The sequence below is a fragment of the Streptomyces sp. NPDC005438 genome (assembly GCF_040606315.1).
Lineage (GTDB): Bacteria > Actinomycetota > Actinomycetes > Streptomycetales > Streptomycetaceae > Streptomyces.
Window position 1 is genome coordinate 307241 of sequence record NZ_JBEXEP010000002.1, and the last position, 14904, is coordinate 322144.

The following is a 14904-nucleotide window of genomic DNA, read 5'->3' on the forward strand; positions in this document are numbered from 1 at the left end:
CGGTCCCCAAGCCCGGTCGGAGCCCGGTGGTGCCCGTACCCCGTCGGTACGGGCACCACGCGCGCCTCAGCCCCGGCCCACCCGACGCCTGCCGCCGGCCCGGCGCCGCATCACGGCCACCCGGCGGCCGAGGGCGACCAGGGCGGCCAGCAGGGTGCCGGTGTAGATCCAGCCCGCCTCCATGGACAGCACCGTCACCAGCGACATCAGCTGCTCGCCCAGCCCGTCGCCCCCGTCGTGCAGGAAGAACAGCCCGGCCGTGAACGCCAACGGCGCGGCCACCGGCCCGGCGACCAGGTCCGCGGGACGTACCCAGCACGCGGCCACCACGCTGACGATCACGAACAGCACGCCGTAGACCGTCGGAGACCCCTCCAACAGCAGCGCGTCCAGCCCGCCGCCCAGCAACATCGCCGAGCAGCCCAGCAACCCGCACCCCAGCGCCGTCAACCGGGGCCGGGGAAGTCTGGCGAGCAGGGACGCGGGGGAGTCGCCCCGCCCCGGTACGGGGCGCCGAACAGGCCCGCGCGGAGCCGCCCCACCGGGGCGCGGACGGGAGGCGTCGGAGGGCGGCCGGACCGTGGGGCCACCGGCTCTCTCCTCTCCGCTCGCCGGCTTGGGCAGTCGGGGGGCGGCCGGATCCCGGCGGCGGCTCTGGGGGGACATCGGTGCGCTGCGCTGATCCACCGGTACAAGGTAGGTGCCGTCGCCCGTCGAGCGGGGACCGGACACGCCTGCGCCCCTCGTTCGTGCCCTTAGACTGGGAGATCGCCCCATGGGTGACGGGAGTGTGCTCTCCGGCCCACCCACCCCGGGGCCGCGCCCACACCACACTCGTTACGGGAAGTCGCCACGTGTCGCTCACCATCGGAATCGTCGGCCTGCCCAACGTCGGCAAGTCGACCCTCTTCAACGCCCTGACCAAGAACGAGGTGCTGGCGGCCAACTACCCGTTCGCCACCATCGAGCCCAACGTCGGCGTCGTCGGGGTTCCCGACCAGCGGCTGGAGAAGCTCGCGGAGATCTTCGGCTCCCAGCGGCAACTCCCGGCGACGGTCGACTTCGTGGACATCGCGGGCATCGTCCGGGGCGCCAGCGAGGGTGAGGGACTGGGCAACAAGTTCCTCCACAACATCCGCGAGTCCGACGCCATCTGCCAGGTGATCCGCGCCTTCCAGGACGAGAACGTGGTCCACGTCGACGGCAAGGTCTCCCCGAAGAACGACATCGAGACCATCAACACCGAGCTGATCCTCGCCGACCTCCAGACCATCGAGAAGGTCCTGCCACGGCTCCAGAAGGAGTCCCGCATCCAGAAGGACAAGCAGGCCGTGGTCAAGGCCGTCGAGGAGGCCCGCGCCATCCTCGAACGGGGCGACACCCTGTTCTCCGCCGGCATCGCCCAGGGCACCGAACAGGCCGAGCCCCTGCGCGAGTTGCACCTGCTGACCACCAAGCCCTTCCTCTACGTCTTCAACGTCGACGAGGACGAACTCACCGACGAGGACTTCAAGGCCGAACAGCGCGCCCTGGTCGCTCCCGCCGAAGCGATCTTCCTCAACGCCAAGCTGGAGGCCGACCTCGTCGAACTCGACGCCGAGGAGGCCCTGGAACTCCTCCAGTCCGTGGGCCAGGAGGAGGCCGGACTCGCCACCCTCGCCCGGGTCGGCTTCGACACCCTCGGCCTCCAGACCTACCTCACCGCCGGCCCCAAGGAGGCCCGCGCCTGGACGATCAGGAAGGGCGCCACCGCCCCCGAGGCGGCCGGTGTGATCCACACCGACTTCCAGAAGGGCTTCATCAAGGCCGAGGTCATCTCCTTCGACGACCTCGTCGAAGCCGGCTCCGTAGCCGAGGTCCGCTCCCGAGGCAAGGCCCGCATGGAGGGCAAGGACTACGTCATGCGCGACGGCGACGTGGTGGAGTTCCGGTTCAACGTGTAGCGGCATCGAGGTCGTTGCTAGTCGCCGCGCTATGGACAGGGCCGGGCTCTTGGACTGGCTCTGCCCTGCCCTTCCCGGCTCGCTGGATTGGTGTTCCTTCTGCTTGCGGGGGATCCGGCGTTGGGCTGGGATGACGAGACCCCGGCCCCCCGCAGGGGTGGTCCGGACAGAGGTTGGCGTAGGCGGCGATCCGTGTCCGGTGCCGTCACCCGGCGCGCGGTGTCCCAGGTGCTGACCACCTGTGGACCTGGCCGTTTCGGGGGTGGGGGGTCTTCGCCTCTGTTACGTTCGCGAGGTCGACGATCACAGGGGGGACGGGTGGGGGCCGCCAAACGATCGAGAGCGGAGCGGGAGCGGCAGGCGCGGATCCTGCGTTACTGGCGAGCCGTGGAGTACTTCTCGCCGCCCAAAGTCGAGTCGGTGAACCCGCGCAAGAACATCTTCGCCGTGGCACCGAACCGTCCGCTTCCCTGGGAAGCCGGCTCCAGTGTGCGCCGGCAGCGGCCACGGCGGAACTGTGTGTGGCAGCACACCGTCTACGCCGGGATCTTCGCGGTGGACAAGGTGCGCGACGTCCTGTTGCAGGCGTTCCGCGCTCCGGAGTCCGAGCAGGACTTCGACGGTCGTATCGGCGGGGACAGCGCCGTACTCTGCTTCACCGTCAACCAGGACGGCTTGCTGATCAAGGACAGTGTCACGCTGTCCTCGTGTGCGTGGGCCGTGGGGCAGACCCTGGACCCCGGGCCGCACGACGACGAGTGGCTGACCGGCTTTGACGAGGACAGCGCGCGCTTGCTGGACCAGCTGCTGGACCTCGGCGACGGGAAGATCAAGGTCGAGCGTGGGCCCGTGACGGACTCTCCCACCTCGCGGTCGGACCTCGGTCCCGTCGCGGGGTTGATGTCCAGCATCGTGGTCAGTGCCGCGAAGGGCGGGCTCGGCGTGGCCGCTGGTGCGGTGGGCGCGGGCCTGGGGCCCCTGGCGGGGCCGGTGGCGGCGAAGGTCGTCGAGGAGGTGGGCGGTGACCTGATCGACTCCGCCGCTGCCCGGTTCTCCGGCAAGGCCTCGGAGGACAGTGCCTCGGAGGACGGCGCCTCCCAGGACAGCGAGGCATCCGACCAGGGGGCGGGAGAAGAGGGGGAGGAGCGGCGGGCCGAGGTTGAGGAGCCTCCGTCCGAGGTGGGTACGAAGGTCCTGGACGTGTACGACCTGGCGGCCATCACCCGGTGGGTGGCCGAGCAACTCGGCGTCGCTGGAACGCTGCTGCCCAACGCGATCCGTGTCAGGAGCTACGAGGTCTCGGCCCGGCACGGGGACGAGGCGGGTGGTGACGTCTTCCTCAACAGTTTCTACGCCGACGATCTGGAACGAGTCGCGGAAGCCGTCGAGGCAGGGCTGCCTGGTACCGCGCTGCTGGACTATCTGCGGGACGAGGCGGACCTGGACGCCATGAACCGATTTGACGTCCGATGCCTTCCCGAAGTCGTACGGGACAGCGTCCAACCGTCGAACATGCCGTTGGGGCGGTGGCCTGCCGACGCGGACAAGCCCCTCGTCCTCAGTCAGCAGTTCGCCGTCAACCGCGTACTGCATAGCCTCGGGCAGGACGACGGTCGTGGTCTCTACGCGGTCAACGGACCACCCGGAACCGGCAAGACGACCATGTTGCGGGACCTGATCGCCGCGGTGGTGGTGCAGCGAGCCGAGCGGTTGGCGGAACTGAAGCAGCCGAGGGACGCCTTCGCCCGCACACCGCGCACCTGGCGTACGGAGGAGACCGCCGGCAAGACCTACCCCCGCACGATCTACCCTCTGGTTCCCGAACTCACCGGCTTCGAGATCGTGATCGCCTCCTCCAACAACGGAGCGGTGGAGAACGTCACCCTGGAAGTCCCCGGGGCCCAGGCGATCGGTGGCGCGTGGCGGGGACGTGCCGACTACCTTTCCGGCCCGGCCAGCCTCGCGCTGGAGGAAGAGGCGTGGGGCGCGATCGCCGCGCGCCTGGGAAGACGGAGTAACCGTTCCGACTTCGTTGAGCGCTTCTGGTGGGGCAAGGAGGCCAAAGGCAACGGCAGACCGAGGTCAGGAGAGAGCGAGGAGCGGCCCCTCCTGGGCCTTCAGAAGATCCTGCAGACGCAGGCTGAACGCTTCCCTGACTCCTCGCCGAACACGCGGAGCGAGAGCGGTGATGTCGACGAGTCGGCGCCCCTGGGGCGGGAGACCTGGAAGCAGGCCGTTCGACGTTTCACCCGGGCCCGCCGCCGGGTGCGCGAACTGGCCGCGGAGCGGCAGGAGATAGCCGACCTGCTGTCACGGTTGGCTGGCCCTGACGCCCTTCTGGACGAGTTGTTGGCCGAGGAGTCCAACGCCCGTGACGCCCAACTGGCCCTCCGCCAGAGGCAGCGCGATGTCGAGGAGGAGTTGGCTGGCCACCGGGAGCGGCACGCCCGGTGCCAGCGGGTGTTGCTCGCCGAGCGTGAGCGCCTCGACCTGGCCCAGGGGGCGGTCCGCCGTGGCGAGGAAGGCGTGCGGAGCGCGGAGGCGGCACTCCACGCCTACGACGCGGGCAGACCCGGCAGGTGGAGAAGACTGTTGTCCCGCGAGAGAACGCGGGAGTGGGAGGCCGGCCGCCTTCCGTTGCGGGCGGGTGTGCGGGACGCGGACGCCCGTCTCGCCGAGTTGGAGTCCGCGCGGGCCGCGCGGCAGGTGTCCCTGAGTTCCGCCAAGGAAGAACTGAACCGGGCGTTCTCCGAAGTCAGGCGAGCCGAGGCCCATGTGGCTGACTGTGGGCGGGCTGTGGAGCGCCAGGCCGCCAGTGCGGCGGAGACCGGACAACGCGTGGTCGACCGGCGTCGCCAACGGGTTGCCGAGGAACACCACCTGGACGTGGTCAGGGCACGTTGGGGTGACCATGTGCCGGGAGCCGAGTGGCGGGCTTCCCCCGATGACCGCGAGGCGATGGAGGCACGGGAGCGGTCATCACCCTGGATGGACTCCGCGTTCGCCGAGGCGCGTTCGGAACTCTTCCTGGCGGCGCTGGATCTGCACCGCGCCGTGCTGGCCACCGCGCCCGCACTCATGCGGAAGAACCTGCAGGCCGTGATGGAGGTGGTCAAGGGCCAGTCGCCCGCGGACCTGGACGCCAAGACGGTGCTGGCCGCCTGGCAGTTGCTGTTCCTGGTGGTACCCGTGGTCTCGACGACCTTCGCGTCGATGGGGCGTATGTTCGCCCAGTTGGGCAGTGAGGCTCTGGGCTGGCTGTTCGTGGACGAGGCCGGTCAAGCTCCCCCGCAGGCGGTGGTGGGCGCCCTGTGGCGGTCCCGGCGAGCTGTCGTCGTGGGTGACCCCCTGCAACTGGAGCCCGTCGTCCCCTTGCCCTGGACCGGGCAGCGACGCCTGGCCGGACACTTCGCCGTGGACCGTCAGTGGGCCCCGGCCGCCTCCTCCGTCCAGTCGCTCGCCGACCGACTCAACCCGTACGGCACCTGGTTGAAGGACGAGGAGGGTGAGGACACCTGGCTCGGCTCCCCTTTGCGCGTGCACCGCCGTTGCGACCGCCTGATGTTCGACATCAGCAACAAGATCGCCTACGACGGGATGATGGTCTACGGGGTGAACCGGGACCAGGATGACTACCCGCTGGCGCAACGCAGTGTGTGGTGGGACGTCCGCGCGCTACCCGGTGAGGAGAAGTGGAACCCCGAGGAAGGCACGGCCTTGGGGCGCACGATCGACCGCATTCGGCACCGCATCGACCAGGCGATCCACCAGGAGCGCCTGGACAGTGCTGAGATGTACGTGAACGAGGGTGTGGCACCGGATCCCGTGGCGGAGGCGAATCGCCGGCTGAACGACGCCGTCTTCGTCGTCAGTCCCTTCCGCGACGTGGTTCACGGCCTCGGCAAGGTCGTGGGCGGGACTCTCACCCGCAAGCGCTACGGCACCGTGCACACCACGCAGGGCAAGGAAGCGGACATCGTGATACTGGTGCTGGGTACCGGCGCGGGACAGGTGGGTTCCCGAAACTGGGCCGCGCAGAAGCCCAATCTCCTCAATGTCGCGGTTACCCGGGCCCGTCGGCGCCTCATCGTCATCGGTGACTTCGACGTCTGGTCGCGCCACCGTTACTTCAAGGACCTGGCGCGGCACGAGCTGATCCACAGGTGGACGCCGGAGCGTTGAGCCAGGGCGGGCCCCGGCCGAGTCGCGGCGCGCGGGTGAGCGGGACGACGGGCCCGTGCACGACCGCGAAGCCGCTCGCTGTCTCGTGACCGCGACGGACACCCGGGGGTTCGTGACGACACCATCCACGGCTGTGCGCGCGTGGGCACCTGCCGAACGGTCGTGGCCGTTGAGCCACGTCTTCCCGCCCATCGGCCGGCCTCCCCGCCGGGCATCGCCCCGGCCTGTCCCGGAGTGGACGTCGGGAGTCCCGTCCCGGAACTCGGGCGTGACCAGGTCGCTCCGGTGCCCTGGTCGAGGGACAGGGGTGCGCCCGGCTGAGCCCTGACCTGGCCCCCTCGGTCGTACGGCAGCCCCCTACGAGCGGGCCCGCGCCGCGAACCACCCCAGCACCCGGGCCCCTCGGGCGTACGACGGCCCCTCACTCCCGGCGCCCCCGCACCGGAGCACGGGGGCCAGGGGCGCCCTTGAACCGAACTGGCCCCCACCGAACCGCCCCCGGCGCCGGAACACCGAACCAGGGGATGCCCCCGGGAGCCCCGCCCGCCCCCCGGAGCTCCCGCCCCTCGCAAGGGGCGGCGTCCTGACCACCTGCCCTCGCCCGGCGTCTGGCCCCCACCGAACAGCCCCGCGTGGATGGCCCGCGCCCTCCGGCACCGCACCGGGCGGCGGTTCTGGCGCCGTACCCTTCCGGCCCGTACCCGCCCCGGGCTCCTAGCCTTGCCGCCCCGTGGACGAGGGCTGGCCCGAGGGGGAAGGGAGGGCCTGGGCGATCTGGTCCAGGACCTGTCGCCAGTGGTGGCGCTGGGACTGGCGCTCCTCGGCGGACCTCAACCGCTCCTGGTGGAACCGTAGTTGGGTGCCGTGGGGGCGGGGGGTGAGGGTGAGCTGCACGGTGGTCTCGTGGCCGCCCCGAGGGTGGTGGGTGAGCCGTATCCGGGTGCCCTCGTGCCAGCCGCGAACCTCACCCTCGGTGCCCTCGGCGGTGCGGTAGGGGGAGCCGCGCTCGGGGGCCGGGCGGGGGGTCGTACCCAGCCAGAGGGGGAGGCCGGTGGGGGAGAGCAGGAGCCGCCACAGTTCCTTGGCGGCGCAGGGGAGGGTCTTGCTGACGCCGATCTGCCAGCCGGCGTCCCGGGTCAGTCCGGTGGGTGGGGTCATGGTCCGGCTCCTTCCTCTCGTTCCCTCCGAGCGCGCAGGGCGCGGACCTTGTGGCGGTTGCCGCAGCGTTCCATGGAGCACCAGCGGCGGCGCCCCGGACGGGAGACGTCGACGAACAGCAGGGAGCAGTCCTCGGCCCCGCACTGTCGGATGCGGTGCCGGTACGGGCCGGTGAACAGGGTGACGGCGTCCCGGGCGACGGTGGCCAGGGCCCGGGCGCCGTCGAGGGGGTGGGCCCAGTCGCGGGTCCCCTCGGGGGTGAGCCGGGGGGCGAGGGGTGGCTGGGCGGCGACCTCGTTGAGGACCCGTAGAGGGGTGGCCGGCGGGGTGTGCCCCCGTACCCGGGACCGGGCCAACTCCCAGAGGTGGTCGCGCAGTTGACGGGCCTGGTGGAGCTGCTCGGGGGTGACCGCGACCCGCTCGGGGTCCAGGCCCAGCCGTGAGCGTCCCAGCCAGTCGGCGAGGTCGGTGGGGCGGTGCAGCGTCTCGAAGACGGCCAGCTCGCCGGGGCCTCCGGTGACCAGCAGCTCAAGGCAGAGGGCGCCCGGGTCGAAGAGGAAGGTGGCTCCGTCCCGGGCGCGCAGGGTGAGTCCGGTTGCCTCGCTGGTCATGTAACCACTATAACCGGTAGCACGTTGCGGTGCCGGAGACGCGGAGGTCGGACACATGGCTGTGCACTGGAAACTGGTCGTCGACTGCGCCGACCCCCACGCCCTGGCGGCCTTCTGGGCCCAGGCGCTGGACTACGAGGTGGAGGACCACAGCGTCCTGATCGAGCAACTGCTGGGCACCGGGATGCTGAGCGACGAGGACCACACCCTGGTGGACGGACGCCGGGCCTGGCGCCCCCTCGCCGGGGTCCGCCACCCCGACGACCCGGTGGACCCCACCAGTGGCGCCGGTCTGGGCCGGAGGTTGCTGTTCCAGCGGGTGCCCGAGCCCAAGCGGGGCAAGAACCGGCTGCACATCGACCTCCACCACGGCCCGGAGGAACGGGACGCGGCGGTGGCCCGACTGGAGTCGCTGGGCGCCACCGTGCTGGCCACGGTCCGGGACCGGGGCAGCCACCACGTGACCATGGCCGACCCCGAGGGCAACGAGTTCGACGTGCAGTGACCCTTCCGGGGCGGGTGGGCCGTGGTGCCCCCGCGCCTCGGGCCGGCCGCGAACTCTTCGCGGGGTACGAGCGACCTGCCGTGGCTGGCCCGGCGGGGGAGGTCCCCCACGGCTCACGTTCCGTCCCACCGCCCCGCCCACGAGGCGCACCCGCGTGTCCGCGACCCGGTCAACCACCGAGCACCAGAGCCGGCCCACCCGCGACGGCGGCACGGCCGTGAGGTCGGGGACCGGCGCGGGCCCGCCGGCACGGGGCCCGGTCAGTACTTCGCGTCCCCCTGCCAGAAGTACCACTGGTACCCCCAGGGGTCGGTGACGTGGCAGGAGCGCGGACCGTAGTCCTCGTCCCGGGGCGGGTCGAGGTCGACCCCCGCGTCACGGATGCGGGCGTACTGGGCGTCCACGTCGGAGACGTTGACGATCAGCAGGGAACGGCCGACGTTCTCCGGGAAGCGGTCGCCGGCGCCGGTGAGGGCGACCCGTACCGGTCCGATCTCCACCTCCCCCTCGGTCCATTGACCCTTCTCGTCGGGCACCTTGTGGGCCGGGCCGAAGCCCAGGACCCGTACCAGCCACTCCACGGCCGCGTCGCCGTCCGGGTAGAAGAGGTACGGGGTGATCTTGGTGAACTCCACCTGCGTGGGATGCGCTTGGTTCGTCATGGGTTCAGGGTGCGTCCGACCCCGGTGGCCCGTCTTGTAGAAAGCTCGCATCCTTCGCCAGCCGTACGTGGTGGGGGTCCGGCCCCAGGTGGGTCCGGTAGGCGCTGGGGGAGAGGCCGGCCAGGTCCTCGAAGTCGTGGCAGAAGTGCGCCTGGTCGTGGTAGCCGAGCAGTTGTGCCAGCTCCGCCAGCCCGCCCCCGGGCGGGCGGCGCAGCAGGGCGGTCGCCCGGTGCAGGCGGTCCAGCCGCTGGTACCGCTTGGGTGGCACCCCCACCTCCCGTACGAACCGGCGGTGCAGGGTCGAGGCGCTCACCCCCAGGGCGCGGGCCACCCGGGCCACCGGCTCCCCGGCCGACAGCGCCCGCATCGCGGGCCCCAGCAGCGGGGTCGGCGTGGACGCGGGGTCGATCTCGCGCGACAGCGACCGCTCCAGCAGGTCCAGCACCCGGTGCGGGTTCGACTCCTCCGCGCAGCGCTCCAGGAGTTCGCCGGCCCGGTCACCCAGCAGTTCGGGCAGCGCCACCACGGCCGGGGTCAGGGCGTCGGCCGGCACCCCCAGTACGGCGGGTACCGCTCCGGGGCGCAGCACCGCCCCGGCCAGGCGCCGCTGCTCGCCCCGGTCCAGCAGGGTGGCCCCCTCGGTGGTGGTGGCGACCGCCGCTCCGGTGCTGGTCAGGGCCCGGGTACGGGTGCCCAGGGGGCGGGCGCTGAGCCGGTCCCGTTCCAGGTTGACCAGCACCTGGTGGCCGGTGGTGGGCAGCTTGACCTCCCAGCCGCTGGCCCGGGGGTCGGCCACGTACCAGAGGCTGGCGATCCAGGGGCGCAGCGCCGGGGCGGGCGCCCTGCTGAGTGTCACGTCGGCCAGCGTAGGCGGCGGGCGGGCCGGGCGCCGTACGGACCGCGTCCGGCGGGACGGGGTGCCCGGCGGCGCGCATACTGGACGCGGAGAGGGGCGGCAGGCCCGAGATACGGGGAGCGCCGGCCCCTGCGCGCCATGGAGATCACCCTGCACCTGGCCCAGCAGGACGAGGCGGACGCCTTTCTCAGCCGCAGTCCGCTAGCGGCCATGATCGGCACCCTGCTGGACCAACAGGTCCCGATGGAGTGGGCGTTCACCGGCCCGTACACCATCGCCCGACGGATGGGGGTGGAGGAACTGGACGCCGGGGCCGTGGCGGCCTTCGACCCGGACGAGTTCGTGCGGCTGCTTTCGGACAAGCCGGCGGTGCACCGCTACCCGGGGTCGATGGCCAAGCGGGTGCAGCAGCTGTGCCAGTACCTGGTCGAGCACTACGACGGCGAGGTGACCGAGGTCTGGCGGGACGTGGACAGTGGTCGTGAACTGCTGCGCAGGCTCAACGAGTTGCCGGGGTTCGGCAAGCAGAAGGCGCAGATCTTCCTCGCCCTGCTGGGCAAGCAGCTGGGGGTGCGCCCGGAGGGCTGGCGGGAGGCCGCCGGCGCGTACGGGGAGCCGGAGGCGTACCGCTCGGCGGCCGACATCACCGGACCGGAGTCGCTGGCGAAGGTGCGGGAGCACAAGCGGGAGCTGAAGGCGGCGGCGAAGGCCGCCAAGGGCTGAAGCGGTTCGGCCGGGGTGGCCGGCCGTGTGGAGCGGGACCCAACTCACCGTGGGGCGGGGCGGGTTGGACCGAGCGGGAGTTCGGACCGGCGATGACGGTCCGTAGGGAAAACCGGTGGAGGACGCGGGGGAAGTGGTTCTTGGCGGATCGTTTCGCTGTGCGAAGCCCTCTTCTCTGGCAGCCTGCTGAACAGCAAGTCATCACATCGGGCGAATCCTTGGTTGTCGCTTGCGGCCAACAACCGTGAGTTGCCAAGCTGTTGCGCGCTGTCGAACACCCTGCCGCTGCCGGCTTGGTCGCCACAGCGTGACGCCAGCGAGCACCAGCCGCGAGCGAACCGGCTAAGCACGAGGGAGGGCCACGTGCCTTTTGGTGAGCAGCCCGCGTATCTGCGCGTGGCGGGGGACCTGCGACAGAAGATCGTCAACGGCCAGCTGCCACCACGCACCCGTCTGCCCTCGCAGGCCCGCATCCGGGAGGAGTACGGGGTCTCCGACACCGTGGCCCTGGAGGCCCGCAAGGTGCTGATGGCCGAGGGCCTGGTGGAGGGCCGTTCCGGCTCGGGCACCTATGTGCGCGAGCGCCGTGAGCTGGGCCGGGTCGCGCGCACCGGGTACCGCGCGGTGGGGGACGCCACCCCGTTCCGTCAGGAGCAGTCCGACGAGCGGGTCAACGGCAGTTGGGAGTCCTTCTCCGAGCAGGAGGACTGTTCCGCCGAGGTCGCCGAGCGGCTGCTGCTCAAGCCGGGGGACCGGGTGATGCGCACCCGCTACCTGTTCCGGGTGGCCGGCGAGGCGTCCATGGTGTCGACCTCCTGGGAGCCGCTGGCGATCACCGGTCGTACCCCCGTGATGCTGCCCGAGGAGGGGCCGTTGCGGGGCAAGGGCGTGGTGGAGCGGATGGCGGCCATCGACGTGATCGTGGACAACGTGGCCGAGGAGGTCTCCAGCCGGCCCGCGCTGGCCGAGGAGGCGATGGGGCTGGGCGGGGTGGCCGGACAGTCGGTGCTGGTCATCCAGCGGACCTACTACGCCGGGCGGCAGCCGGTGGAGACCGCCGACGTGGTGGTGCCCGCCGACCGCTTCCGGGTCGCCTACCACCTGCCGGTGCGGTAGGGCCCGGGTCCGCGAGCACGGCCCGCGCCCCGGCCGAAAAGCTACCTCCTCGTGCCAGCTCGAATGCGGTGCGTGAAGGTCGGGGCGTAGGCTGCTGAGGTATGGCAACGGCGAGCCGTGACAGTGGAGACCGCGAGCGGGTGCAGCCCTGGCACGTGGTCCGCCAGGACGGGCACGGCAACCGCTACCGCGTCGGCAGCTACCCCACCCGCGCCGAGGCCCAACGCGTCGTCGACCACCTCCGTACCCTCGCGCCCGGAGGTCCCGACCCCGACCCCGAGCAGGGCCCCCGGGTCCCCGCGCCCCGCACCGCCGTACGCCGCGGCGCCCACGCCATGGCCGGCGCGCCCACGGACCGGGACACGCCCGCCGACGCCGAGCCCCCACGGACCGCGCCCGAGCGGGGCGGGCAGCGGGCACCGGACGAGTACCGGGTCGAGCGGATGGACCGGCCGAACGGTGCGCAGCGCTGACCCCGTGCAGAATCGGGTGAGGGGTCGAACGATCCCCCACGTCGTGTGACCCCGGTCGACACGGCACGGCGAGACCGACCCGGGCAGGGGCGTGGACGATGTGAGCGGTCGACCGGTCGAGGGCGCCCGGGAGGAGGACGAGGGCGTCTCCTCCCTGCTGGACGTCCTCCGTGTCGGGATGCTGACCCTCGACGCCGAGGGCCGGGTCGAACTGTGGAGCCCGATGGCCGAGGCGATCCTCGGGTACTCCGCCTCGGAGGTCCTCGGCACCCCGTACACCCGGCTCCTCGGCCACGGCCGGCTCACCCAGCGGGTCCGCCGCTCCCTCCACCGGCAGGGCTGGTGGGCCGGCATCCTGCGGGTCCGCCACCGTGACGGCCACCTGGTCCCCCTGGAGTGCCGCTCCTTCCGGCTGCGCGACTCCGGGGGGCTGCCCTGTGTGCTGGCGCACCTGGTGGAGGCGGAGCGGGTGCGCGAGGTGGAGAACGACCTGGCGGCCCTGGACGCGCTGTTCTCCTCCAACGCCCTCGGGGTGGGCATCCTCGACCGGGAGCAGCGCTACGTACGGGTCAACGAGGCGCTGGCCCGGCTGGACCACTACCCCCTGGAGCAGCACCTGGGCCGTACCGCGCACGACATCTTCCCCCGCGACCTGGCCCGCGAGGCCCAACGGGTACAGGACGAGGTGCTGGCCACCGGCCGGTCGGCGGCCGACCTGGTGATGCCGTCGGTGGACGGGCGCGGTACCCGCTCGGTCTCCTACAGCCGCATCACCGACCGGGCCGGCAACGTGCTGGGCGTCAGCATCGCGGTGATGGACGTGACCGAGCAGCAGCGGGCGCTGGAGAAGGCCGAGGCCGCCCGGGAGCGGCTGTCCCTGCTGGACGACGTGGGGGTGGCGCTGGGCGACCTGCTGGACGTACGGCCCATCTCCCAGGCCCTGGCCGCCGCGCTGGTGCCGCGCTTCGCCGACTACACGGGCGTGATGATCCGGCAGGCCGTCCTGCACGGCGGGGAACTCCTCCGCACCGGCGACCCCATGACCCGGCCCCTGAGCCAGCTGGGGGTGGCCGCCAGACGGCAGGGGCCGGACGTGGACCGGATGCTCCTCCAGGGGCAGGACATCGCCTTCGAGCGACGGTCGTTCTTCGGCCGGGTGCTGTCCACCGGCGTACCCCATCTCGCTGCCAGCCAACGGGAGTTGCTGGAGGCCACCTACCCCGGTGACCCCAAGGTGCAGGCCGCCGTCGACCTGGGCATCCACTCGCTGATGACCGTGCCGCTACGGGCCCGGGGCATCGTGCTGGGCCTGCTGGTGGTCAGCCGGGCCGGACAGAGCGAACCCTTCGACCGCGAGGACCTGGCGCTGGCCACCGAGATCGCCGACCGCGCCGGCACCTCCCTGGACAACGCCCGCCTCTACGCCCGGGAGCGGGAGGCCGCGGTGATGCTGCAACGCAGCCTGCTGCCCCGGGAGGTGACGGCACCGCCCAGCGTGCGGGTGGCCTACCGATACGTCCCCGGCGCCGTCGGGGCCGAGGTCGGCGGGGACTGGTTCGACGTGATCCCGCTGGCGGGCGGGCGGGTGGCCTTCGTGGTGGGCGACGTCACCGGTCACGGACTGCGGGCCGCCGCCACCATGGGGCGGCTGCGCACCGCCGTACGCACCCTGGCCGCCCTGGACCTCAGGCCCGAGGAACTGCTGCGCCGGGTCAACGACCTGGCCGACGACCTCTCCCAGGGGCCGGACGACCCCCTGCTGGCGACCTGTCTGTACGCCGTCTACGACCCGCTGCCCCGCTCGGCCGCCGGACTGCTGGCCGGCCACGACGGCGCCGACCCCGACCAGGACGCGCACTGGTACTCGGGCCGTGGCGTGCTCACCCTGGCCAAGGCCGGCCACGTACCCCCGCTGCTGGTCGTCCCCGGCGAGGACGTGGGCCGCGCCCGCCCCCTCCACCTGCCGTCCGGCACCCCGCTGGGCCTGGACGACGTGCCCTTCGAGTCCGTGGAGCTGGAGGTGGAGGAGGGCAGCGTACTGGTGCTGTACACCGACGGACTGGTGGAGAGCCGGGGCGAGGACATCATGGACGGCGTGGACCGCCTGTGCGCCCTGCTGGGCCGGGTCGCCCCGGGCACCGGAGGGGGCGGACCCCCGGGTGCCGGGACCCTGGAGGACGCCTGCGACGCGGTGCTCGCCACCCTGGAGTCGGGGAGCGAGTCCGACGACGTGGCCCTGCTGATGGCCCAGCTCGGGGGGATGCCCGAGGGCAGCGCGGTGTCCTGGACCTTCAACGCCGAGGAGGGGTACGCGGTACGCCGCGCCCGCAGGCTGGTGCGGGCCACCCTCGCCGAGTGGGGGCTGCGGGCGGTGGAGGACGAAGTGGTGCTGCTGGTCAGCGAGTTGGTCACCAACGCCCTCCGCTACACCGGCGGCCCCCTCGGGGTGCGGATGGTGCGGGGCACCAGCCTGCTGGTGGAGGTCTCCGACCCGCTGCCCGCCCCGCCCCGGGAACGGGCGCCGACCACCGAGGACGAGGGCGGGCGCGGCATCCCCCTGGTGGCCGGGCACTCCCGGCGCTGGGGCTCACGGCAGGGGGCCCGGGGCAAGACCGTGTGGTTCGAGTACCCCCTGCCCTGAACGGTGGGGGCGTGAACTGGTCGGCCGGGGCCGG

The 14904-nt window shown here is 72.3% G+C and carries 12 protein-coding genes; 7 read left to right on the top strand and 5 right to left on the bottom strand.

Annotated features, from left to right (window positions below):
* Positions 1–66 precede the first annotated feature (66 nt).
* Positions 67–687, bottom strand: coding sequence for a DUF6542 domain-containing protein (locus tag ABZT14_RS06170; RefSeq protein WP_356297790.1), 621 nt, complete (start codon positions 685–687; stop codon positions 67–69).
* A gap of 167 nt (positions 688–854) precedes the next feature.
* Between ABZT14_RS06170 and ychF the strand changes: the two genes are divergently transcribed.
* Both ychF and ABZT14_RS06180 read left to right on the top strand, forming a co-directional pair.
* The gene (gene ychF, locus ABZT14_RS06175) at positions 855–1943 is read left to right on the top strand and encodes a redox-regulated ATPase YchF (RefSeq protein WP_356297791.1); all 1089 of its coding nucleotides are present in this window, start codon (positions 855–857) and stop codon (positions 1941–1943) included.
* Positions 1944–2363: 420 nt separating this feature from the next.
* On the top strand, positions 2364–6125 hold the full coding sequence (locus tag ABZT14_RS06180; protein WP_356297793.1) for an AAA domain-containing protein: 3762 nt from the start codon (positions 2364–2366) through the stop codon (positions 6123–6125).
* Between the two features lie 714 nt (positions 6126–6839).
* Here ABZT14_RS06180 and ABZT14_RS06185 read toward each other — a convergent pair.
* Both ABZT14_RS06185 and ABZT14_RS06190 read right to left on the bottom strand, forming a co-directional pair.
* Positions 6840–7283, bottom strand: a complete 444-nt coding sequence (locus tag ABZT14_RS06185) for an SRPBCC domain-containing protein (RefSeq protein ID WP_356297794.1) — start codon at positions 7281–7283, stop codon at positions 6840–6842.
* Entirely contained in the window at positions 7280–7894 is a 615-nt protein-coding gene (locus ABZT14_RS06190) for a CGNR zinc finger domain-containing protein (protein WP_356297796.1), read from the bottom strand. The genes ABZT14_RS06185 and ABZT14_RS06190 overlap by 4 nt, the downstream gene beginning before the upstream one ends.
* 55 nt (positions 7895–7949) lie before the next feature.
* On the opposite strand from ABZT14_RS06190, the gene ABZT14_RS06195 reads away from it, so the two are divergent.
* The gene (locus ABZT14_RS06195; protein ID WP_356297797.1) at positions 7950–8399 is read left to right on the top strand and encodes a VOC family protein; all 450 of its coding nucleotides are present in this window, start codon (positions 7950–7952) and stop codon (positions 8397–8399) included.
* Positions 8400–8659: 260 nt separating this feature from the next.
* Here the strand turns inward: ABZT14_RS06195 and ABZT14_RS06200 are convergent, their stop codons facing one another.
* The gene (locus ABZT14_RS06200; RefSeq protein ID WP_356297799.1) at positions 8660–9061 is read right to left on the bottom strand and encodes a VOC family protein; all 402 of its coding nucleotides are present in this window, start codon (positions 9059–9061) and stop codon (positions 8660–8662) included.
* Positions 9062–9065: 4 nt separating this feature from the next.
* On the bottom strand, positions 9066–9917 hold the full coding sequence (locus tag ABZT14_RS06205) for a helix-turn-helix domain-containing protein (RefSeq protein WP_356297801.1): 852 nt from the start codon (positions 9915–9917) through the stop codon (positions 9066–9068).
* Positions 9918–10055: 138 nt separating this feature from the next.
* Between ABZT14_RS06205 and ABZT14_RS06210 the strand changes: the two genes are divergently transcribed.
* The 4 genes from ABZT14_RS06210 (at position 10056) to ABZT14_RS06225 (ending at position 14870) form a co-directional block, all read left to right on the top strand.
* Complete coding sequence (locus ABZT14_RS06210; protein WP_356297803.1) at positions 10056–10640, top strand: HhH-GPD-type base excision DNA repair protein; 585 nt, start codon at positions 10056–10058, stop codon at positions 10638–10640.
* A gap of 363 nt (positions 10641–11003) precedes the next feature.
* Positions 11004–11756 carry a GntR family transcriptional regulator gene (locus ABZT14_RS06215; RefSeq protein ID WP_356297804.1) on the top strand — a complete coding sequence of 251 codons (753 nt, stop codon included), beginning with the start codon at positions 11004–11006 and terminating at the stop codon, positions 11754–11756.
* Between the two features lie 101 nt (positions 11757–11857).
* Entirely contained in the window at positions 11858–12229 is a 372-nt protein-coding gene (locus ABZT14_RS06220) for a hypothetical protein (protein WP_356298582.1), read from the top strand.
* Positions 12230–12329: 100 nt separating this feature from the next.
* A complete protein-coding gene (locus ABZT14_RS06225; RefSeq protein ID WP_356297806.1) occupies positions 12330–14870 on the top strand; it encodes a SpoIIE family protein phosphatase in 2541 nt (846 codons plus the stop codon).
* Positions 14871–14904: the final 34 nt, after the last annotated feature.